The following is a 19,436-nucleotide window of genomic DNA, read 5'->3' as shown; positions in this document are numbered from 1 at the left end:
TTATGGCAACGAAAACCTCCAAAAAACGAGTAGTCAAGAATCCTAAGAAGTCAAATACTGATCATAAAAAAGGTGTATGGCCTGGTATTAAACGGGACTTTAGCAAATTAAATCAGCAGCGGCGTAATTTTCTGCAGCGCCGACCTCATCGTAGTTTTCGGCTAACTAAGCGACGAGATTACCAACGAGATCTTAAAATTCCAGGATATTGGTCGCTGACTAGTGAGGCTTGTCGTCTGGTATGGCGAAATAAGAAAACTTTTTTGGCGTTAATCATCGTTATGTCGATATTGACGTTTGCTTTAGCCAGCGTCATGTCGCAAGATACATACCAACAACTTAAAGACGTGATGAATCAGGCTGAGTCGAATGGATTCGGCGGAATTTATACAACAATTAGCCTATTCTCTGGCGTTGCAGTTAGCTATATTTCCGGTAGCGGAACGGCTGGTGGAAATGTGCAGCAAGCGGCGGGAATCTTTCTGGGGCTGCTCACTTGGCTGTCGTCTGTTTGGCTAACGCGAGCTATTTTAATTGGTAAAAAACCGAAAATGCGCGATGGTTTGTATAGCTCTGGGTCGCCTATAATTGCGCTGATAATTGTTATCGGGGTTTTCTTGATTCAAATGGTGCCGGCGGCAGTGGCGGTGATTATTTATAGCGCGCTTAATGCTTCGGGAGTGTTAAATCAAACGCCGATTCTGATGGCGGCTGGCGGTGCGGCGATTCTGATAGTGGCGATGTCCGTCTATTGGGCGACTTCTACGGTTTTTGCGATGATCATCGTAACATTGCCGGGAATGTATCCGTTTCACGCGCTGCGTTTGTCGGGTGATATTGTGACGGGGCGAAGACTAAGAATTTTGCTGAGATTCGCGTGGGCTGTTGTTTTGGCTGTGCTTTTGTGGGCGGTCGTTCTGATTCCGGTAATTCTGCTTGACGGCGCGCTGAAGGGATGGATTAGTGGCATCGACTGGCTGCCAATTGTCCCAACAACTGGCTTAATTTTACTTTACGTAACGATAATTATGATTTCCGTGTATGTCTATTTGTTCTACAGAAAGGTGGTTGAAAGTGACACCAAAAAAACCAAGAATTGACGAAATTAAAGACCTGTTAAATCGTTATAGCTACGAATACTACACCTTGAACAAACCGAGTGTGAGCGATGCGGTTTATGACAGCCTGATGGATGAACTGAAGAAAATTGAATCGGATCACCCAGAACTGATTACTGTCGATAGTCCTACGCAGCGAGTTGGAAATAAGCTGCTCGACGGTTTTCAAAAAGTAAAGCACGCGCGCCGAATGGTCAGTTTGAATGACGTTTTCGATAAAAGTGAAGTTGAGGCGTGGATTGAGCGAACTGATAAATTGATACCGGGTCAGCGACATGAATTTTTTACGGATATAAAAATGGACGGATTGGCGTGTGCGTTGATTTATGTCGACGGCGTACTATTCCAAGCTGTGACGCGTGGCGATAGTTTTGTTGGCGAAGATGTAACGAATAATGTTCGGACTATTAAAAACGTACCGCTTCGTCTGCGTGAAGCGGCGGGTTTTGAGAATTTTTTGCATGGTCGGACAGAGATTCGTGGCGAAATTGTTATGCTGAAACGGGATTTTGAGGAGCTTAATAAAAAGCAGAAATCTCTAGGGCTGCCTACATTTGCCAATCCGCGCAATTTGGCTGCGGGGACGATTCGTCAATTAGATCCTGCGCTGGTGGCGGCGCGTCCGTTGCATTTTCGCGGATATGATGTGATTCGCGATGATAGTTCGGAAGTTCCGACGAATAGTTTTGCTTACGAGGCCTTGACGGCGCTGGGGATTTCTCGCAATCAGCAAGCCAGTGTCTTTGATAATTTATCCGACGTGATGAAATTTGTTGATGAGTGGAGCGACAAGCGTCATGATTTGCCGTTTAATACGGACGGGCTGGTTATTAAGATTAACGATCGAGAGATATACGACAATCTCGGGATGGTGGGTAAAAATCCGCGTGGGGCGGTGGCTTATAAGTATGCGGCCGAAGAAGCTACGACGATCGTTCGGGACATAGTCATTTCTATCGGGCGAACCGGTGCGGCGACTCCAGTGGCTGTGTTTGATCCAGTAGTGGTGGCGGGAACTACGGTGCAGCACGCCAGCTTGCATAACGCCGATGAAATTGAGCGTTTGGATATTCGACGAGGCGACACTGTGGTGATTTTTAAGGCTGGCGATATTATTCCGCAAGTTGAGAATGTTTTGAAGGAATTGCGACCCGCAGATTCTGAGCCAATTGATTATGAAGCAGAGCTAAAACGGCAATATCCGGAGTTGGAATTTGTGCGACCGGAAGGTGAAGCTGTTTACCGAGTTAAGGGCTCTAGTGGTCCGCTGATTTTGAAGCGAGCTTTGGCGCATTTCGCGTCTAAGGGCGCGCTTGACATTGATACGCTTGGTGAAAAGAACGTGGAAGTTTTGATTGACAATGGTTTGGTTGGCGATTTGGCGGATATTTTCACACTCACCAAGGACGATTTGTTGGAACTGGGTCGGTTTGCTGATATTTCTGCGCAAAAGTTAATTTCTGCAATTGCTGATAAAAAAAGCCCAGAATTAGAGCGATTTTTGTATGGTCTGGGGATTCGTCATATTGGCGCGCAAACGGCGATTGATTTGACGAATCATTTTGAGAGTATGGAAAATTTGGCGAAAGCGACGATTGATGATTTGCGACAAGTTGATGGCGTGGGCGAAATTGTTGCTGAATCTGTGGTGGCGTGGTTCGCTGATGAAGATAACGTAAAATTGCTCAATAAATTCACCGAACTAGGTGTTGTTCCTCAGTTCAATAAAAAATCTGGCGGTTTGAGTGGAAAAAGTTTTGTCATCACGGGCACTCTGAAATCTATGGGGCGCGATGCTGCTGCGGATAAAATTCGTAATCTCGGTGGAGTTTTTCAAACCGCAGTTTCTAAAGATACGACATATTTGGTGGCTGGCGGTAAGGTCGGTGCTAGCAAATTGAAAAAAGCTGAGCAATACGGCACAAAAATTATTGACGAAGAAGAACTGTTGAGGATGATAGAAAACGCGGGATGAATTAATGTATAATTTACGCATGGATAAGATTAAAAAACCGAGACTCTATTGTTTCTCTCCAGCGGTAATGTTGGCGACGTTGACAATTGAAATTATTCTGGCAATATATACTTTTTGGAAATATAAATTGAATGCTGTGACGAAGATTGTGATCATGCTGTTGATTTGTTTAGCGCTGTTTCAATGGGCTGAATATAACGTTTGTGAAGGTGCGATTCTTCTGGATAATCTCGGCTGGGCTAAACTTGGCTATATTGCAATTACTATGCTTCCGCCCCTGGGTATTCATTTGATATATAAAATTTCTAGCGATAAGAGGCGGTGGATTCCTGTGCTTGGTTACACTTTTGCCGCAATGTTTATTAGCTATTTTCTATTGGAGGCTAACGGAATTAAGTCCGGGGCTTGCCTTGGTAATTATGTGATTTTTGAAAACCAGCCGGGCGTCGGAATGTGGTATGGTTTGTATTATTACGGCCTATTATTTGCAGCAATTGCTTATGCATATGTTAGTAGCAAAACCTCCAGTAAACACATTCGGCGCTCTCTAGGTTCGTTGATTGTGGGATATGTTCTATTTATGGCGCCTACGACGTTTGTCAATATCATTGATCCGTCGACTATTATCGGAATTCCGTCAATTATGTGTGGATTTGCAGTTTTGATGGCGGTAGTTTTAGTTGGGAAAGTTTTGCCAGAATATGCAAATGAGAAATGATGCTTGTGTTTTTTTGGGTGATAATGCATAATTAAACATGAGCTGGTACGCATAGGGGCATTCTCCTATGCTTGCCAATTGAAAGACAAACACATATTCAAATATGCCCCGGGTGGGCGCGTAGCAGCTCTTCTATAATGCTTATGGTATGATATAGTTATGGTTACTGTTTCAAAAAAGAGGGAAGAAAAACTAGCAAAATTAGTGCGAGAATTTTTTGCTGTTCATCCAGATGTGAAGCTTGTGGCGATAACTGGTAGCGCTGGAAAGGCTAGTGCAAAAATAGCTATCGGTACGGTTTTGGCGCAACAATTTGATATTCAACTTCGCAATGAAGAGCCGAAGACGAAAGCTGACGTTTTCCTTCAGATGATGGGCGTGAAAATGCCTGAAAAAGGCTTGTTCAAATGGTGGAAAGTGATGCGCGCCGTAAAGAAGAGAATCAAGGCTGAAAAACCGGAAGTTCAGGTGATTGTTCAGGAGTTTAATCCAAAGGAACTTGGCTATAATGATTGGTTTAAGGCTTATGTTGTGCCGGATATTACGGTTGTAACTTCCGTGACGAATGGTAGAATGCAGGTTGAATATTCCTTGGAGGAAGTGGCGAATGAGATGATTTCGCTGGCGAATTTCTCGCGAATGGCGATGATAAATCGTGATGACATCGACGGGCGTTTTGCTAGCTTTTTGACAAATCCTAATATCACTACTTACGGAAGTGATCCAGTAGCGGAGTATAATTTTGACGATCGTAATTTTTCCCTGAAAGACGGACATCACGGCTTTATTATGTCGCCAGAAAACCCTAATGGATTAGAAGTCAATGTTAAGCTAATCGGCGAGCATAATATTCGTCCAGCGATCGTGGCGGCAGCTATTGGGTATGTGTTTGGTGAAACTGAGGAGAATATAAAAAAGGGTATAGAAAATTTGCGTCCACTTCCTGGCAGGATGAATTTGCTGAAGGGTGCGGACAATACTTGGCTGATTGATGATAGCTATAGTTCGACGCCGTTGACTGCCTTGGCGGCTTTACAGTCTTTGTATCGAATTGAGACTCCGCAGCGAATTGCTGTACTTGGCAATATGAATGGCTTAAAGGGGATTTTCGAGCAAGCTCACGCTGAACTTGGTTCTCATTGTAGCCCGGATTTGTTGGATTGGGTTGTGACGGTTGGTGAGAAAGCTAATCAATATTTGGCGCCGGCCGCTCGTCAAAAAGGTTGCCAGGTGAAGGAATGTAAGAATGCCATCGAGGCTGGGTCTTTCGTGCGCGACAAATTGAAATCTGAAGGCGTTGCTCTGTTTAAGGGTTCAAGCGGCGGCGTATGGCTAGAGGAATCTATAAAAATTAACCTTCATAGTACTGAGGATGATAAATACTTGGTCAGGCAAACGCCGAAGTGGATTGCTAGGAAAAATCAATTTTTCTCACAATTTAAAGATTAATGTGATATATTGAATTCAAGTTATACAAAACAAGGGGGAATGATGTATCAAGGTAATCAACCTGCACCGCAGCCGCAATATAACGGCGTGCCGATGCAACCAAAAAAGAAGAAAACGGGATTGATAATTGGTGTAGTGTTGGGGGTTATAGTTCTCATTTCTATTGTTTCTGCTGCGCTAGTCTATTTCTTGTGGTGGCAGAATCCAGAAAAAATGGTTACGGACGCTATGTCTAATGCCGTTATGTCAAAGAAGATGACTGCCAACGGCAAGGTAGTTGTTGATATGCGCGACCAAGGAAAAATAGAGCTAAACGTAAAGACTGCTACTGATTCGGGAAAGTCAAAGGCGAATATTGATGCTAAGCTTGATATTAAGGGAGTTGAGAAAAACATCTCTCTTAAAGGTGATGTGATTCTTGATAGTGACGGAACGATATATGTGAAGATAAATAACTTTAAGGATTTGTATGGCACTTTGCTTGAAGTGGTTATGGAATCTTCGTCTGGCGGTAAGATGTCAAGGGCTCAAATAGAAACTTACCGTGATCAGACTTTGAGGAAGATGAGCTCTGAGATAGATAAAATGGGTAATACATGGATGAAGATTTCTCCAGATGAAATCGGTAGCGAATACAAGTGTGGAATTAACGCTCTGAAGAAAATCCAAAGTGACGAAAGTGCACGTAAGGAATTGGCTCAGATTTATCAAAAGAATAGTTTATTTACTATAAAAGATTCAAAGATTAGTGATCGTAACGGCGGACGTGGTTTTGAATTGCAAGGTAATAATAAATCTAATTCGTCAAAATTTGAGGAAGAGTTTAAGAATTCATCAGTCGGCAAGGCGCTCAGTAAGTGTGGAAAATCGAATGGCTACGATAGCAATGATGAATCATCATCTATTGACGAATCTTCATTGAAAGTGTGGGTTGATAGGTCATCTCATGAGCTGAAGGCTGTAGAGCTTAAGGGTAATGATAAGAAGGCTTCTGTAGAAATTTCATTTGACATTAATATGAACAAGTCTGAAGAAATCAAGGTTCCTTCGAGTGCTGAGAGCTTGAAGGAGTTTGTAGAAGGTTTTATGGAAGGGTATTCGAGCGGATTGTCATCAACCTCGACTAGGTAAATAGCTTAATTGCTTAATAATAATCCCGTTCGTAATGAGCGGGATTATTTGCTATAATTACAGATATGAGACGCTATAATCCGACAGAAATTGAACAAAAATGGCAAAACAAATGGGAGGCTGACGGCACTTACGCGGTTGATTTTAATGACACGACCCGACCGAAATATTACAGTTTGAGCATGCTTCCGGGGATTACGGGGGCGGGAATTCACATTGGCCACGGTCGTACTTTTCAATTTGCCGACATCAAGGCACGATTCAAGCGTCAGCAGGGCTATAATGTCTATCATCCAATCGGCTGGGACAGCTTTGGTTTACCGGTTGAAAATTACGCTATTAAAGTCGGAAAAACGCCGCGTGTAGCGCATGATGAGGCGAAAGTTCATTTTAAGGAGCAATTGAAGCGACTTGGGTTTAGTTATGATTGGACAAAAGAAATTTCTACAGCTGATCCAGAATATTACAAATGGACTCAGTGGATTTTTACGCAATTATATAAGCACGATTTGGCATATCAAAAAGAGCAGCCACAATGGTGGTGTGAAACTGATAACACGGTGCTTGCTAACGAACAGGTTGAAGGTGGCAAATGTTGGCGCTGCGGTAATCCTGTAACTAAGCGCAACCTTAAGCAGTGGTTTTTCCGAATTACGGCGTATGCAGATGAAATTTTAGAGGCAACCGATGTGCTTGATTGGACGGAAATGGTTAAAACCATGCAGAAGAATTGGATTGGTCGATCAGTTGGCGCGGAAGTTGAGTTTGTGGTTAGTGGTCAAGATTCCAAGATTACAGTTTTCACAACTCGTCCTGACACGTTATTTGGCGCGACGTATGTAGCTTTGGCGCCGGAGCATCCTCTGATTACTCAGTTGGTCAATTCTGATACGCGCGAAAAGGTTGAAGCGTATATCCAAGCTTCGCAACAAAAATCTGATGTTGAGCGCCAAGAGAATAAAGAGAAAACAGGTGTATTTACTGGTAGCTATGTCATAAACCCGGTCAATGGTCAAAAATTGCCGATTTGGGTGGCGGATTATGTTTTGGGTGGCTATGGAACCGGCGCAGTCATGGCGGTGCCAGCGCACGACGAGCGCGATTTTGCGTTTGCTGAAAAATTTGACTTGCCGATTATCCAGGTGATTGATAAGCCTGAGCATTCAGCCGATGCTGGTTGTTATTCTGGTGAAGGTGAGTTGATAAATTCCGGACAATTCAACGGTACCAGGAGCGAGGATGCTCGCGAGCAAATTGTTGCGTGGCTGGAGCAGCAGAATTCTGGGCGAAGCAAAACCACGTATAAAATGCGCGATTGGTTAATTTCTCGTCAGCGCTATTGGGGCGCTCCGATTCCAATTGTTCATGTTGACGGTCGTGCGCCAATTGCCGTGGCTGATGAATGCTTGCCAGTGATTTTGCCAGAGGTGGAGAACTTTAAGCCAACGGGCGGTAATACTTCCGTTTTGGCCCAGGTTGATGATTGGGTGCGAGTATGGGTGGATGTTGAAACTGGAAAAACTGTGCCGATTACAGAAAATAAGCCTGATGGCGACAATTGGGTAGAAGGTCGGCGCGAGACTGACACTTTGGATGGCTATGCTTGCTCTAGCTGGTATTTCTTGCGATATCTCGACCCGCACAATGATAATGAAGCATGGAATCCTGAGAGAATTAACCATTGGATGCCGGTTGATTATTACAACGGTGCCGACCACGCCGTGGCTCACTTGTTATACAGTCGTTTTTGGATGCGATTTTTCTATAAGCTCGGTCTCGTTCCAACTCCCGAACCTTTCAAGCGAATGATGTACAATGCATATATTATGGCCCCAGACGGTCAGAAAATGTCCAAGTCTAAGGGCAATGTCATTGATCCAATGGAAATTATGGATAGTGGATATGGCGCTGATGCGCTGCGAGTTTACGAAATGTTCATCGCGCCTTATGATATGGATGCGCCATGGGATCCTCGTGGCGTTCCGGGAACTTATCGATTCTTAAACCGAGCATGGAATCTGGTTCAGGAGCTCGTTGATAAGAATAATAGTCCAAGTAGTTCTCCCGAGATGGATGAAAAAACAACTCAAGAACTATTGCGATTAACTCACTCGACGATTAAAAAGGTTACTCGCGACATTGAAGATGAGAAGTTTAATACAGCCGTGGCTTCGATGATGGAAATGGTCAATGGCCTGTATAAGATAAAAGAGTCGCATGGAATTGACATGTCGGACGAGTGGCGATTTGCGTTAGAAAGTTTGATCCAGATTTTGGCGCCTTTTGCTCCGCATATCACAGAGGAATTGTGGCGTGAAATGGGTCATGATGATACGGTTCACGTTGGTCACTGGCCGAAGTGGGACGAAGAATATCTAAAGAGCGATACGGTGACTATTATAGTTCAAGTGAACGGCAAGCTTCGTGCGAAACTTGAACTGTCGAGTGATATGGACAAGCAGAGTGTTGAAGAAGCGGCTCTGGCTGACGAAAATGTCCAGAAGTTCACAAGCAATAAACCACCTAAAAAGATGGTTTATGTTCCAGGCAAGCTGGTGAATATTGTTAGTTAGGCGAGCGTTTTATATCGAGTACTGTTACGTCTCGCATGCCGTCTCCATTTGCGTCTACAATGGCAGCCATGACTTGATCGCCCGCCCGCACTTTCGCTGACGATGAAGGCTCTTCTCCTTGTTCTTTATTGAAGCCGTATACTGCTTGTGCACTTGTTAGAACACCTTCGCCTAGATGATTCATTTCGTCTTGGCTAAAGTTGTTCTCCTTGGCTAGTTTGGTGGTTTCGTTAACTATATTTCCGCCTTCTTCTATAGTGAACGTCTCCACTACTGCATCATCAGGCAAGTCTGCCGTTCCTTCTCTGTAGTCATCTACAAACCGAGCGATCTCTTCTTGTGTGCTAGGTTTTTGCTCGGGCATATTGGCTTGTCTCGCTGCATATACGAAAGCGCCTCCAGCTATTAAAGAGAGGGCTAGAGCTACCCCTCCTAGCTTTTTAGGAAATTCTGCTGCCGTTGTTTTATTTTTAGATTCTACTCTATTTGGTGATAGTTCTTTACTCATGTTCCATATGTTACCATAAACGACATAAAAAGTCAATATTATTATCTAATTTGCAGGCAAGCTCTTGAGATTGTTCAATAAAAAAGGTATAATGGTACGTAAGTTTTATGACAACCTAAAAGAGGAGAATAAATTATGGCACAACCTAAGAAACAGAGTAGCCCGCGTAAAACTGGTCTTCGTCGCAGCCACTTGGTATTAAAATTGGCACGTCGCGTTAACGCAACTTCACCAGTTAAGGTGAAGACAACCAAGCGTGAAACCGGTAAAACAACAAAATAATAATTACGAACAGGACGCTTAATAATGGCATCAAACCGTCATTTGGGACGAATTGTCGCACTGCAAACACTTTATGAACATGAATTTCGCAAAGAGGTTGGTGATAGCGATGTTGACTATAAGACTATTTTAAAGCGTAATTTGGCTGAATATAAATCATCGGTTGACGATATTGAATTTATCGATAATTTGATCAGCGGCGTACTTTCGACGCAGAGTCAATTGGACGAGAAATTGCAGCCATTGGCGCCAGAATGGCCTATTAGTCAGTTGCCGCGAATTGATCGGGCGGTACTTAGAATTGGTTTATATGAATTGCTATATTGTGCAGATACCGTTCCGCCGAAAGTGGTGATTAATGAAGCGGTAGAGTTAGCGAAAGCGTTCGGTTCGGATAACTCGGGTAAGTTTGTGAATGGCGTGCTTGGCACGGCACTCCGTACTCTCGTGGAGGAGTCCGACAGTGAGAACAAGCAACTTTGATAAGATAAAAAAATATTTTGGCGGCAGCAAGAAACCATTGATTCAGGAAATTGTACGCGAGCCAACTGCTGGTGGCGTGATTTTTCGTCGCAATAAAAAGGGCGAGGCGGAATTTTTGCTATATCAAGACGCTCGCGACCGCTGGACAATTCCGAAAGGACACATTGAGCCAGGTGAAACAGCTCAAGTGACGGCTCGTAGAGAAATCGGCGAGGAAACTGGACTGAAGAAAATTGAGCTGCATGGCTGGCTGGGCAAGGTGAATTTTCGTTATCGTCGAATCGATAAATTGGTATTGATGACAACGCAAGTTTATCTAGTTAAGGCGCTGGATCCTAACGAGAAACTCCAAAAGGAAGAGTGGATGAATGGCCTTAAATGGTTTAGTTTTCATGAGGCGCTGGATGAAGTTGAATATGAAGATATTGGCAAGCTGATTCTTTTGGCAATGAAACGAATTAGACAGGAGAACTTATAAATGAACGGAATGAATACCGCGCCATATCAAGATTTTGCGCGCGAAAAATTAGGTTTTGAATTTACGAATTTGGATTTGCTGATTACAGCTTTGACTCACCGTAGCTATGTGAATGAGCATCGAAAATCCGTTCATCACCACAATGAGCGCTTGGAATTCTTAGGTGATGCGGTTTTGGAATTGGCGGTAACGGAATATTTGTTTACGCATTTTTCTGAGCCAGAGGGAATTTTGACTGCTTGGCGGGCAGCTTTGGTGCGAACGGAAAGTATTGGCGATGCTGGTGACAAGTTGGGTTATGGTCCGCTGATTCGTATGTCAAAGGGTGAGAAGAACGGCTCAGAGCGAGCACATTTACAGATTTTAGCCAATGCATTTGAGGCGGTAATCGGCGCGATTTATTTGGAGCGTGGTTTTGATGATGCTCGCGATTTTATTCATAAGCATATAATTGTTAAGTTGGATGGAATTTTGGAGTCGGGCAGTTGGCGTGATCCGAAGTCATATTTGCAGGAGATTTCTCAGCGAGTTGACAATCAAACGCCGGTATATAAAGTCCTGAGCGAAGAAGGTCCAGATCACGATAAAGTCTTTACTCTTGGGGTTTTTGTTGGCGATAATATGATGGGGCGAGGCATTGGTCCATCTAAGCAAGTTGCTCAACAGCAAGCTGCTCGTGCTGCAATTGCTAAATATAAAGAATCTGGCGAGAAATAGTTAAAGTTTGCACGGCGTAAACTGCTCGTGTATAATGAAAATACAGTTTAATTCCAGGAGGAGGGGCAGAATGTCAACAATAGATCAGCAGTTTGTAGAATATACTGTAAAGGCGTTGGTTGGACATCCAGAAGACGTCGTAGTAGACCGAACGATTGATGAAAAGGGCGTTTTACTAACATTGACAGTTAATCCAGCAGATTTGGGTCGAGTTATTGGTAAGCGCGGCAGTACGGCACAGAGCTTGCGCACGCTTCTACGAGCTTTGGGCGCAAAGAATGACGCTCGATATAACTTGAAGATTGTTAACAATGATGGTTTTTCTGGCGCACGCGAGGAAAATGATTATAATGGTAATGCTTCTGTGGATAACTCAACAGATGAAACTGTGGAAAATGAATCATCTTACGCAGAAAACACCAGAAAAGAACTTGCAGAACTCGACGATCTTGATATATAATTAAAACCAGTTCAAGCACAGACATTATGCGAGAACAGCTCTATGCGAGACAATGGGTAACCATTGAGAGCCTTATTTGTGCTAAAAAACCGTCCTTACTGGGACGGTTTTTTGGTGGGGAATAATTTCTGTAAAAAGACATGAAAATAGCCCGCCGAAAACGCGCTCAAGCTGAGGCTTAATGTCTCAACGAGCTATTTTCTCGGCGGGCGTTAGCCCTCTTGTGGGATGGGGCGCGCGACCCAACCGTCAACATTCCTCAAAGGGAAGGGGAGGTGATACCTGGTCTTCCAGGGGAATGCCTTGCTCAGATGCGGAAGGAGATCTGCGTAGGTCTCCTGGTCGTTGACATGAATGATTTCATGTCCCGGACCCCGCCTAAGGAGCTCGGCGATGGCTGCACTGTTCGTATAGGAGAACAATGCAGCCATCGAACAGAAGTCGAAGCCAAGCCCGGAGACGCATGCGGCGTGGATACGCTCCGCGCGTCCGTTATCATTCCCCTGATGAATCAGGGGATAATGCTCGTCGCTGTTGATGTTGTGCTTTTCGGGAAGGACGACGTCAGCACCGACTGTGACAGTGAGTCTGTCTCCGAAGAAGTTCAGCCGCCAGTCTTCGGTGGAACTTCCCTTCCACGAGATCTCATTGATGAGATGAGACAGGTTTCGCCGGATATCACTGCCAGCTCCATAAGGAACCTGCGTTCCATCATCAAGAGTCAAGGGGACTTGGATCTTGATGATGATATCACCACATGGGTCGACATACGCATGCGACCTAGGGCTGAGCCCTGCAGTATTGATTGCGTACTCGGCACCTTCGAGCGAGAGTTCTCCGGACATATCTCTGTCCTTTCTATGTAAGGGCTACTTCTGTTCGGTTGAACAAAAGCTGATATATATATCATACCTGGACAAAAAAGTCAACACTTGGTACACTGTAACAGATGAGAAAGTTTCAAGTAATTACGCTTTTCCCAGAAATGACAACGGGAGTTTTTAATAGTTCCATGATGTGGAAGGCTCAGAAAGACGGTATAGTGGAGCTTACGACAGTGAATTTGCGGGAGTTTGGTTTGGGTCCTCGTCGTCAAGTTGATGATACTCCTTATGGCGGCGGCGACGGGATGCTTCTTATGATTGAGCCGTTATGGAAAGCAGTAGAATTTGCGAAATCTCAGGATGAAACAGCGAAAGTGGTACTGATGAGTCCGCGAGGGCAACGCTGGAAGCAGGCTAAAGCTCAGAAAGAAGCCGATAATGATAAGGGTGTGATATTTATTTGCGGGCGATATGAGGGCGTAGATGAGCGAATATTGGAGTTGGTTGACGAGCAATGGAGTATTGGCGATTTTGTGCTGACTGGCGGCGAGTTGGCGGCAATGATGATGATTGATTCTATTGTTAGGTTGATTCCTGGAGTTTTGGGCGGCGAAAAATCTGCGGAAATTGAAAGTTTTTCAGATGGAGAAACGTTGGAATTTCCACAGTATACACGGCCTGAGGAGTTTAAGGGTTTACGTGTGCCGGATGTTTTATTGAGCGGACACCACGGAAAAATTGCCGAGTGGCGCGCTGAACAATCGCGGATATTGACCAATAAAAATACCCCATAGAGACGGGGTATTTTAAGTTGTGGTGGATTTGTCGTAGAGCGAAAGATACGATTTTGTGGTGTTTATTTTTGTAACGTTCGCTGATTTAACTTTATGACGTTTTTATAAAAAGTGCAAGTGCTTTCGTAAAAAATACAACAAGCTTGAGCTTTTTTGACGCGCAAGCTATACTGAAATCATGTCTAGAAAAGTGAATAAAATTGTTAAATTGATTACAGGACTATTGATAATGGTGCCATTATTATGTCAATTATTTACGTTTGAGAAGTTTTCTGCGGTCATTACTTCTGCGGGGATTACGCCATATTTAAGTCTTCCGATTGCGATAATATTGGTGGTTGTTGAGCTAACATCGTTGCCGTTTTTAATTGATATGGATATGTCAAAAAGAATTACTCTGACGAGTAGAATGGCTGGCTTTTTGAATTTGGGGATTATGACGGTAATTAGTTTTTTGGCGTTTGTGAATGGGTATGTGTCGGTGATATTTGGTGCAACGATAAAGAACGTGAATAGTGCGGCTGTGATTTTTCTGGTATTCGTGATGTGGGCTTTGCTGATTTGCGCAAATTTATCGATGAAAAAAACAGCCAAATAATTGGCTGCTAAATTTCAAACTTGGCTGGGATGGAGGGATTCGAACCCCCGAATGGCGGGACCAGAACCCGCTGCCTTACCACTTGGCGACATCCCAACGGCAAACATAATTGTACTATAGAAAAATGATTTCCGCAAGCGTTTACTGGCCAGCGTTGACGCGATATACTGGTAATATGGATTTGCAATGGATCGTGAAGCTAATTGCTGATGGGCTAGTGGTGCCAGTCGTGCTAATTGGTGCGTACTCGCTGATAAAATTGGTTCCAAATAAAGAGAAGTATCAAGTTTATAGCCAAGTTTTGATGGCTGGTTTGACGGCTTACGTGGCGGCAAAAATTATCGGGTCAATTTATCAACCAGATCAGATGCGCCCGTTCGAGATTCTGGGTGTATCTGCCGGCGCGTCATTCCTTAATAATCCGGGTTTTCCGTCCGATCACGCGCTATTTACAATGGCAATTACTTTGGCGGTATTTTTCGGAGCGAAGAGTTGGCGGCTGGCTGTTGTTTGTCTGGTTATGACGATCTTAATATGTGTCGGTCGGGTTATTGCATTGGTACATACGCCACTTGACGTTGTTGGCGGATTATTGATTGCCTGCGTAGGGATTGTTTGGTATAAACCGATGAGTCTCCTGAAAAAGCATAATATTTAATCATATACATTTGCAATATTGACAAGTTTACGTTACAATTTACGTATGAAATTATTGTCAGCTATTTTCCGTGAAGAAATATCAGATTACACATATCCATTTTCAAGGCGAGTTTTCTTGAGGATTTTGGCGATTTTAGTTGCTAGCGGCGTGACTATCTGGTTGCTGGCGCTTGCGTTTGATAAATTTATGATTACACCCGTATTTTGCGCGAACGCTGAGCATATTTCTATTTGCGCAAACAGCACGAGCATCGCATCTTACGTTGCGTTAGTTTTGGCGGGAATTATGTTAGTTCCAGTGTTGGCGGTATTTGGTATTAAGCGACCTCTGTTGGTAGTAATCGCGGCAACTGTGTCATTGTGGGGTGCTACATTATGGGCTGGCGGATCTTGGATTTTGTCATTACTATGGGTAGTTTTGGCGACAGTTTTGGTATATTTGTCGTTAATCTGGTTGAATAGAATTCGTGGCAACGGCGCAGCAATTTTATTTATGACTTTATTCGCAATCTTAGCACGAGTTGTTTTGGCACTATAATCACTGTACACTAAGTGTATGGAAATCATTATCATTATTCTCTTAATTGTTATTACTATTGGTTTGGGTGCGACTTTATTTGTCTTGCAATCAAAAATCAGTGAGCTAAAAAATCAATCATCCGTCGAGCTAATTAAAACCGATGTCGTGGAATTGGGGCGGACGATTGCGAAACTGAATGAATCCGTTAGTGATAAGTTGGAGCGAAGTAACGCGCAAGTTCAGACTTCCGTGCAGAAACAATTATCAGAAAGCGCGAAGTTGGTGGCTGATGTGACGCAGCGATTGGCAAAATTGGATGAGACCAATAAGCGTGTGGTTGATGTGGCAACTGATCTTAAAACCTTGCAAAACGTGTTGCAAAATCCAAAACAGCGTGGCGTTTTTGGTGAGTTTTATCTGGAAAGCGTGCTGGATAACGTTTTGCCAGCCAAGCAATATCAAATGCAATATCGTTTCAAGGACGGTGAAATTGTTGATGCGGTTATTTTTCTGGACAAGGGGCAGATATTGCCGGTGGACAGTAAGTTTTCTTTGGAGAATTACAATCGGATGATTAATGCCGAGACAAAATCCGAGCGTGAAATGTGGCTAAATAAAGTGAAGGCCGACCTTAAGGGGCGAATTGACGAGACTAGTAAATATATTCGTCCGCGCGAAAACACCATGGACTTTGCCTTTATGTTTATTCCTAGCGAATCTTTGTATTACGATCTTCTGATTAACAATGTTGGTCAGGGCGGTTCGAGTCGCGATCTGATTGAATATGCGTTTCGAGATAAGCGAGTGATTATTGTTAGTCCGACTAGTTTTCTGGCGTACCTACAAACCGTTCTTCAGGGGCTTCGTAGTTTGCAGATTGAAGAGCAGGCCAAAGATATTCAAGTTCGAGTTGGGCAATTGGGTGTTCACATTAAAAAGTTTGACGAGCTGATGACAAAAATGGGCAAGAGTTTAAGCACGACCGTTGGCCATTACAACAATACGTACAAGGAGTTGGGGAAGATCGATAAGGATGTCGTGCGAATTTCTGGTGGAGATAACCAAGCTCAGCCGGAGCTGATTGATCGGCCGACTCAGGAAGATTGACATAAAAAATACCCCGCCGATTAAGCGGGATATTTTATTGTGAAGTTATAATCTATTCTTCGTCTTTGTTTCGGTAATTGACGAGTAGAAATAAGTTACCACCTAATGTTGCGCCGATTAGGGTAGCGGCAATTACTTCCAGACTAAAGCGTGAATAGCTTTTTTCGCCTTCAGCTGGCAATACTCCGTTGCTACGTAGTTGAGAGTCGGTTTTCTCTGTAATAGCCAAAGAAACTGCTGGGTTCAAAGTTGCGCCTGAGATGTAGATCTCGCGTGGGTAAGTGCGGCCGTTTTTCTCAGTTTGAGTAGTGCTTTGATCTTTTTGGATTTTTGCAATAGCAGTACTTTTAATGTATGAAGAGATTGAGCCAGATACGACAAGACCAATCATCAATGCCAAGCCAATTCCAAAAGCTTGACCAGCTGCTTTGATTTCTTTGCGCTGCAAAACTGCGGCAATACCAAATACAAATACAGCGGTACCGACTAATTCCATCGCGAAGATGTTCCAAGAGAACGCAGTGAATTGGTCGAAGCTTAGGGCAAATCCGCCGTTTGTTAATGAACCAACAAGCACGATAGCTGCCATTGCACCGAGGAATTGTGCACCCCAGTAAAATGGAACAAGTACAGTCTTTAGCCTACGCATTGTCCATAGACCAAATGTGACAGCTGGGTTTACGTGTGCGCCAGAAATGTTGCCGATGATTGCAACGATGAACATCAACGCAAAACCGACGTACATTGATGACAAAATATCTGATGCGAATAATGCGGCAAGTGTCAAAATGAACGTACCGATAACTTCCGCAATAATGATGTTAATTAAGTTGTTTGGTAATTTAGAATCTAGTTCGACACGCTTGCTTTTAGCGGTAGATTCAGCAACGACGCGCTTTACGGTCGTTTTGGTTTCAGTTTTAGCGGCAGCGGTTTTCTTTTCTGCGGCTTTAACTGGGGCTTTCTTTGAAGTTTTCTTCGTAGCCATATTCCCTCCTTAAAGTAATATCACGACTATTATAACATAATTTGCTATACTGTAGTTATGGGATTATTTGTAAATCAACAGGATCAGCGCAGTGAATTGCAAGAGCGAATTGCGGCGGAATTAAGAGAGAAGGCAAAGGCTTCGAGTTTGCAAGAAAAGGCAACTATGGACGGCGTCGACGACATAAGATATTTGGAAGGCACGAAACAGACGACGACTTTGGCGTGGGCGTGGATTTTAATTGCTATTATGGCTGGTGCGGTGATTGTAATGTTTTTAATGCAAGGACGATAAAATGGTTGACTTAGATGAATTGAGAAGAGAAATAGTTTTGGCGGTTTCGCAATCCAAATCTCCGCGTGAGTTTTTGCGCGATCGACGACTTAGGGAATTGTATGATCAAATCAAGTCGTTGCCGCCAGTTGAGCGTGGTCCGTTCGGTAAGCGAATTAACGAGCTGAAGCAAGCTGTTGAACAGGCTATTGCTGTGCGACTGGAGGAGCTGGAAAAAGTTGACTTGAAACCGATTGACGTTACGGCGCCGATGGATGTGAATTCGCCCAAGCCTGAACTTTTGCCGAGCGAACAGGGCACGATTCATCCGCTGAGCACTGAAATTGAGCGCATTTCTGAAATTTTTAATCGCATGGGCTTTGTCACGGAAGAGTCCAGAGAGATTGACGATCAATTCCATATGTTCGAGAGTCTGAATTTTCCAAAAGGTCATCCAGCGCGCGACGATTACGATACGTTTATGACCGAGGAAACTGATTCTAATGGCGATCGTTTGATTGCTCCGGCGCATACGTCGACTATGCAAAATCGCGTATTGACGAAATATCGCGACAATTTGGAAAAAGGCGAGGCTATTGCCGCTATCGTTCCTGATCGCGTTTTCCGTAACGAAGATTTGGACGCGCGCCACGAGCATACGTTTTATCAAGTCGAAGGCGTGTACGTTTCACGCCGAGTTAATGTTGGCAATTTGATTGCTACGTTGCAAGAATTTTTGCAGGAATATTATGGCAAGAAACTTGACGTTCGTGTTAATCCATTTTACTTTCCGTTCACCGAGCCTAGCTTCGAGTTTGCGTTAAGTTGTCCGTTTTGTGAAGGAAAAAATCCTGATTGTAAAGTCTGCTCTGGTGAAGGTTGGATTGAACTATTGGGTTGTGGAATGATTCATCCGAATGTTCTTCGGGCGGCGCAAATTGACCCAAATGAATATACAGGATTTGCTTTTGGTTGCGGAATCGACCGCTTGGTTATGATGAAGTATGGAATCGAAGATGTCCGTCATTTTGAAAGTGGCAAGTTGGACTTTTTGGAACAATTTTAAGCAATATGAAACTTCGACAGACTAAGGATTTTTTGCGTAAGAATCGCCTTCAGGTGCTCTGTATTCTTAATGGTGTCGTTTTGGCTGTGGGCTTGGTTGCGGCGATGCTGCTTTCTGATGATACTCGGTGGACGAACTGGAGTTTGAGTAGATTGGGCGAAACCACTTCGAACCGTTTGTCTGCATTTTCGTTCAACTCGGGAGTATTTTTATCTGGTTTGATTATGGCAACGATTGGATTTTTTATGAATCGCGGTTATCTTAAGCTTGGTCAAATTCGCTCTGCTCGGATATCTGGTTGGATACTTTCATTGTTTGCGATTTGTATGATAGGAGTGGCGCTTTGTCCGAACGACACAATGCATGCGGCGCATTTTGTTTTCTCGCGCGGCATCGTGATATTGATGGTGTTTTTGATGTTTATTTTGCCATCGAGTTTGAGTTATTTAACTCATCGTGAGCGAATCTCATCTTTCAGTTTTCCGATTTTTGCGGCAATTATAGCGGCACAAGGTTACGCGATGGGCAAGTTTTGGTTTGTGATAGTAGAAGTTTTATTGGGGATTTTTGCGACGATGTGGCTAGTTCTGGTTTGTCGTCGAATGGAGCTTAAATTGTCCGACTTGAAAACTTCATAAAATGCTATAATTACTTCAAAGGGAGTAATTATGAATCGCACAATTTTTGACGACATCGTATCTGGAAAAATGAAAT

General features: G+C 43.7%; 22 protein-coding genes and 1 tRNA gene. 19 read left to right on the top strand and 4 right to left on the bottom strand.

What is annotated here, in order from left to right; genetic code table 11:
• Positions 1 to 2 precede the first annotated feature (2 nt).
• The 6 genes from LRM46_RS00115 (at position 3) to leuS (ending at position 8,964) form a co-directional block, all read left to right on the top strand.
• Positions 3 to 1,100, top strand: coding sequence for a hypothetical protein (locus LRM46_RS00115; RefSeq protein ID WP_243803758.1), 1,098 nt, complete (start codon positions 3 to 5; stop codon positions 1,098 to 1,100).
• Positions 1,075 to 3,093: an NAD-dependent DNA ligase LigA gene (gene ligA, locus LRM46_RS00110; RefSeq protein WP_243813095.1), complete on the top strand. Its 2,019-nt coding sequence runs from the start codon at positions 1,075 to 1,077 to the stop codon at positions 3,091 to 3,093. Before LRM46_RS00115 ends, ligA begins: the two co-directional genes overlap by 26 nt.
• A 19-nt stretch (positions 3,094 to 3,112) precedes the next feature.
• The gene (locus LRM46_RS00105; protein ID WP_243813094.1) at positions 3,113 to 3,811 is read left to right on the top strand and encodes a histidine kinase N-terminal 7TM domain-containing protein; all 699 of its coding nucleotides are present in this window, start codon (positions 3,113 to 3,115) and stop codon (positions 3,809 to 3,811) included.
• A gap of 159 nt (positions 3,812 to 3,970) precedes the next feature.
• Positions 3,971 to 5,260 (top strand): glutamate ligase domain-containing protein, encoded by a 1,290-nt coding sequence (locus LRM46_RS00100; protein WP_243813093.1) that lies wholly within the window; start codon positions 3,971 to 3,973, stop codon positions 5,258 to 5,260.
• 42 nt (positions 5,261 to 5,302) lie between these two features.
• On the top strand, positions 5,303 to 6,391 hold the full coding sequence (locus tag LRM46_RS00095; RefSeq protein WP_243813092.1) for a hypothetical protein: 1,089 nt from the start codon (positions 5,303 to 5,305) through the stop codon (positions 6,389 to 6,391).
• A 65-nt stretch (positions 6,392 to 6,456) separates the two neighbouring features.
• Entirely contained in the window at positions 6,457 to 8,964 is a 2,508-nt protein-coding gene (gene leuS / locus LRM46_RS00090) for a leucine--tRNA ligase (protein ID WP_243813091.1), read from the top strand.
• Here the strand turns inward: leuS and LRM46_RS00085 are convergent.
• Positions 8,957 to 9,472 carry a hypothetical protein gene (locus tag LRM46_RS00085; RefSeq protein ID WP_243813090.1) on the bottom strand — a complete coding sequence of 172 codons (516 nt, stop codon included), beginning with the start codon at positions 9,470 to 9,472 and terminating at the stop codon, positions 8,957 to 8,959. The two genes, leuS and LRM46_RS00085, sit on opposite strands and share 8 nt — an antisense overlap.
• Positions 9,473 to 9,607: 135 nt before the next feature.
• Between LRM46_RS00085 and LRM46_RS00080 the strand changes: the two genes are divergently transcribed.
• From LRM46_RS00080 to LRM46_RS00060, 5 genes are all read left to right on the top strand, one after another.
• A complete protein-coding gene (locus LRM46_RS00080; RefSeq protein ID WP_164999843.1) occupies positions 9,608 to 9,754 on the top strand; it encodes a hypothetical protein in 147 nt (48 codons plus the stop codon).
• A 24-nt stretch (positions 9,755 to 9,778) separates the two neighbouring features.
• Positions 9,779 to 10,237, top strand: coding sequence for a transcription antitermination factor NusB (gene nusB, locus LRM46_RS00075; protein WP_129631319.1), 459 nt, complete (start codon positions 9,779 to 9,781; stop codon positions 10,235 to 10,237).
• Positions 10,218 to 10,715: an NUDIX hydrolase gene (locus LRM46_RS00070; protein WP_164999994.1), complete on the top strand. Its 498-nt coding sequence runs from the start codon at positions 10,218 to 10,220 to the stop codon at positions 10,713 to 10,715. Before nusB ends, LRM46_RS00070 begins: the two co-directional genes overlap by 20 nt.
• Positions 10,716 to 11,432 (top strand): ribonuclease III, encoded by a 717-nt coding sequence (rnc, locus tag LRM46_RS00065; RefSeq protein WP_146422716.1) that lies wholly within the window; start codon positions 10,716 to 10,718, stop codon positions 11,430 to 11,432.
• A 70-nt stretch (positions 11,433 to 11,502) separates the two neighbouring features.
• Entirely contained in the window at positions 11,503 to 11,892 is a 390-nt protein-coding gene (locus LRM46_RS00060) for a KH domain-containing protein (protein ID WP_243813089.1), read from the top strand.
• A 212-nt stretch (positions 11,893 to 12,104) separates the two neighbouring features.
• Here LRM46_RS00060 and LRM46_RS00055 read toward each other — a convergent pair whose 3' ends face one another.
• Positions 12,105 to 12,737: a hypothetical protein gene (locus tag LRM46_RS00055; RefSeq protein ID WP_243813088.1), complete on the bottom strand. Its 633-nt coding sequence runs from the start codon at positions 12,735 to 12,737 to the stop codon at positions 12,105 to 12,107.
• Positions 12,738 to 12,841: 104 nt separating this feature from the next.
• Between LRM46_RS00055 and trmD the strand changes: the two genes are divergently transcribed.
• On the top strand, positions 12,842 to 13,510 hold the full coding sequence (trmD, locus tag LRM46_RS00050; protein ID WP_243813087.1) for a tRNA (guanosine(37)-N1)-methyltransferase TrmD: 669 nt from the start codon (positions 12,842 to 12,844) through the stop codon (positions 13,508 to 13,510).
• 178 nt (positions 13,511 to 13,688) lie between these two features.
• Positions 13,689 to 14,108 carry a hypothetical protein gene (locus LRM46_RS00045; RefSeq protein ID WP_243813086.1) on the top strand — a complete coding sequence of 140 codons (420 nt, stop codon included), beginning with the start codon at positions 13,689 to 13,691 and terminating at the stop codon, positions 14,106 to 14,108.
• Between the two features lie 21 nt (positions 14,109 to 14,129).
• On the opposite strand, the gene LRM46_RS00040 is transcribed toward LRM46_RS00045, so the two are convergent.
• A tRNA-Gln gene (locus tag LRM46_RS00040) sits at positions 14,130 to 14,204 on the bottom strand.
• 28 nt (positions 14,205 to 14,232) lie between these two features.
• Between LRM46_RS00040 and LRM46_RS00035 the strand changes: the two genes are divergently transcribed.
• Genes LRM46_RS00035 through LRM46_RS00025 form a run of 3 tightly spaced genes read left to right on the top strand, consistent with a single transcriptional unit; the run spans position 14,233 to position 16,395 of the window.
• Complete coding sequence (locus LRM46_RS00035; RefSeq protein WP_243813085.1) at positions 14,233 to 14,766, top strand: phosphatase PAP2 family protein; 534 nt, start codon at positions 14,233 to 14,235, stop codon at positions 14,764 to 14,766.
• A 45-nt stretch (positions 14,767 to 14,811) separates the two neighbouring features.
• Positions 14,812 to 15,306 carry a hypothetical protein gene (locus tag LRM46_RS00030; protein ID WP_243813084.1) on the top strand — a complete coding sequence of 165 codons (495 nt, stop codon included), beginning with the start codon at positions 14,812 to 14,814 and terminating at the stop codon, positions 15,304 to 15,306.
• A gap of 18 nt (positions 15,307 to 15,324) precedes the next feature.
• Entirely contained in the window at positions 15,325 to 16,395 is a 1,071-nt protein-coding gene (locus LRM46_RS00025; protein WP_129635359.1) for a DNA recombination protein RmuC, read from the top strand.
• Between the two features lie 52 nt (positions 16,396 to 16,447).
• On the opposite strand, the gene LRM46_RS00020 is transcribed toward LRM46_RS00025, so the two are convergent.
• A complete protein-coding gene (locus LRM46_RS00020; RefSeq protein ID WP_243813083.1) occupies positions 16,448 to 17,383 on the bottom strand; it encodes an MIP/aquaporin family protein in 936 nt (311 codons plus the stop codon).
• 57 nt (positions 17,384 to 17,440) lie between these two features.
• Between LRM46_RS00020 and LRM46_RS00015 the strand changes: the two genes are divergently transcribed.
• The 3 genes from LRM46_RS00015 to LRM46_RS00005 are packed head-to-tail and all read left to right on the top strand — an operon-like array spanning position 17,441 to position 19,360.
• Positions 17,441 to 17,677 (top strand): hypothetical protein, encoded by a 237-nt coding sequence (locus LRM46_RS00015; protein ID WP_129631287.1) that lies wholly within the window; start codon positions 17,441 to 17,443, stop codon positions 17,675 to 17,677.
• 1 nt (position 17,678) lies between these two features.
• Positions 17,679 to 18,722, top strand: a complete 1,044-nt coding sequence (pheS, locus tag LRM46_RS00010; RefSeq protein WP_243813082.1) for a phenylalanine--tRNA ligase subunit alpha — start codon at positions 17,679 to 17,681, stop codon at positions 18,720 to 18,722.
• A 5-nt stretch (positions 18,723 to 18,727) separates the two neighbouring features.
• Entirely contained in the window at positions 18,728 to 19,360 is a 633-nt protein-coding gene (locus LRM46_RS00005) for a DUF998 domain-containing protein (RefSeq protein WP_243813081.1), read from the top strand.
• Positions 19,361 to 19,436 lie beyond the last annotated feature (76 nt).

The organism is Candidatus Nanosynbacter sp. HMT-352 (genome assembly GCF_022819345.1).
Taxonomy (GTDB): domain Bacteria; phylum Patescibacteriota; class Saccharimonadia; order Saccharimonadales; family Saccharimonadaceae; genus Nanosynbacter.
The sequence above is the reverse complement of the archived record's forward strand: the minus strand, read 5'-3'. Positions and strand labels throughout refer to the sequence as shown.

Coding starts and splice junctions, on each gene's coding strand:
- LRM46_RS00115 (WP_243803758.1), top strand. CDS start 3: ATGGCAACGAAAACCTCCAAAAAACGAGTAGTCAAGAATCCTAAGAAG.
- LRM46_RS00105 (WP_243813094.1), top strand. CDS start 3,113: ATGGATAAGATTAAAAAACCGAGACTCTATTGTTTCTCTCCAGCGGTA.
- LRM46_RS00100 (WP_243813093.1), top strand. CDS start 3,971: ATGGTTACTGTTTCAAAAAAGAGGGAAGAAAAACTAGCAAAATTAGTG.
- LRM46_RS00095 (WP_243813092.1), top strand. CDS start 5,303: ATGTATCAAGGTAATCAACCTGCACCGCAGCCGCAATATAACGGCGTG.
- leuS (WP_243813091.1), top strand. CDS start 6,457: ATGAGACGCTATAATCCGACAGAAATTGAACAAAAATGGCAAAACAAA.
- LRM46_RS00085 (WP_243813090.1), bottom strand. CDS start 9,472: ATGAGTAAAGAACTATCACCAAATAGAGTAGAATCTAAAAATAAAACA.
- LRM46_RS00080 (WP_164999843.1), top strand. CDS start 9,608: ATGGCACAACCTAAGAAACAGAGTAGCCCGCGTAAAACTGGTCTTCGT.
- nusB (WP_129631319.1), top strand. CDS start 9,779: ATGGCATCAAACCGTCATTTGGGACGAATTGTCGCACTGCAAACACTT.
- rnc (WP_146422716.1), top strand. CDS start 10,716: ATGAACGGAATGAATACCGCGCCATATCAAGATTTTGCGCGCGAAAAA.
- LRM46_RS00060 (WP_243813089.1), top strand. CDS start 11,503: ATGTCAACAATAGATCAGCAGTTTGTAGAATATACTGTAAAGGCGTTG.
- LRM46_RS00055 (WP_243813088.1), bottom strand. CDS start 12,737: ATGTCCGGAGAACTCTCGCTCGAAGGTGCCGAGTACGCAATCAATACT.
- trmD (WP_243813087.1), top strand. CDS start 12,842: ATGAGAAAGTTTCAAGTAATTACGCTTTTCCCAGAAATGACAACGGGA.
- LRM46_RS00045 (WP_243813086.1), top strand. CDS start 13,689: ATGTCTAGAAAAGTGAATAAAATTGTTAAATTGATTACAGGACTATTG.
- LRM46_RS00035 (WP_243813085.1), top strand. CDS start 14,233: ATGATTTCCGCAAGCGTTTACTGGCCAGCGTTGACGCGATATACTGGT.
- LRM46_RS00030 (WP_243813084.1), top strand. CDS start 14,812: ATGAAATTATTGTCAGCTATTTTCCGTGAAGAAATATCAGATTACACA.
- LRM46_RS00025 (WP_129635359.1), top strand. CDS start 15,325: ATGGAAATCATTATCATTATTCTCTTAATTGTTATTACTATTGGTTTG.
- LRM46_RS00020 (WP_243813083.1), bottom strand. CDS start 17,383: ATGGCTACGAAGAAAACTTCAAAGAAAGCCCCAGTTAAAGCCGCAGAA.
- LRM46_RS00015 (WP_129631287.1), top strand. CDS start 17,441: ATGGGATTATTTGTAAATCAACAGGATCAGCGCAGTGAATTGCAAGAG.
- pheS (WP_243813082.1), top strand. CDS start 17,679: ATGGTTGACTTAGATGAATTGAGAAGAGAAATAGTTTTGGCGGTTTCG.
- LRM46_RS00005 (WP_243813081.1), top strand. CDS start 18,728: ATGAAACTTCGACAGACTAAGGATTTTTTGCGTAAGAATCGCCTTCAG.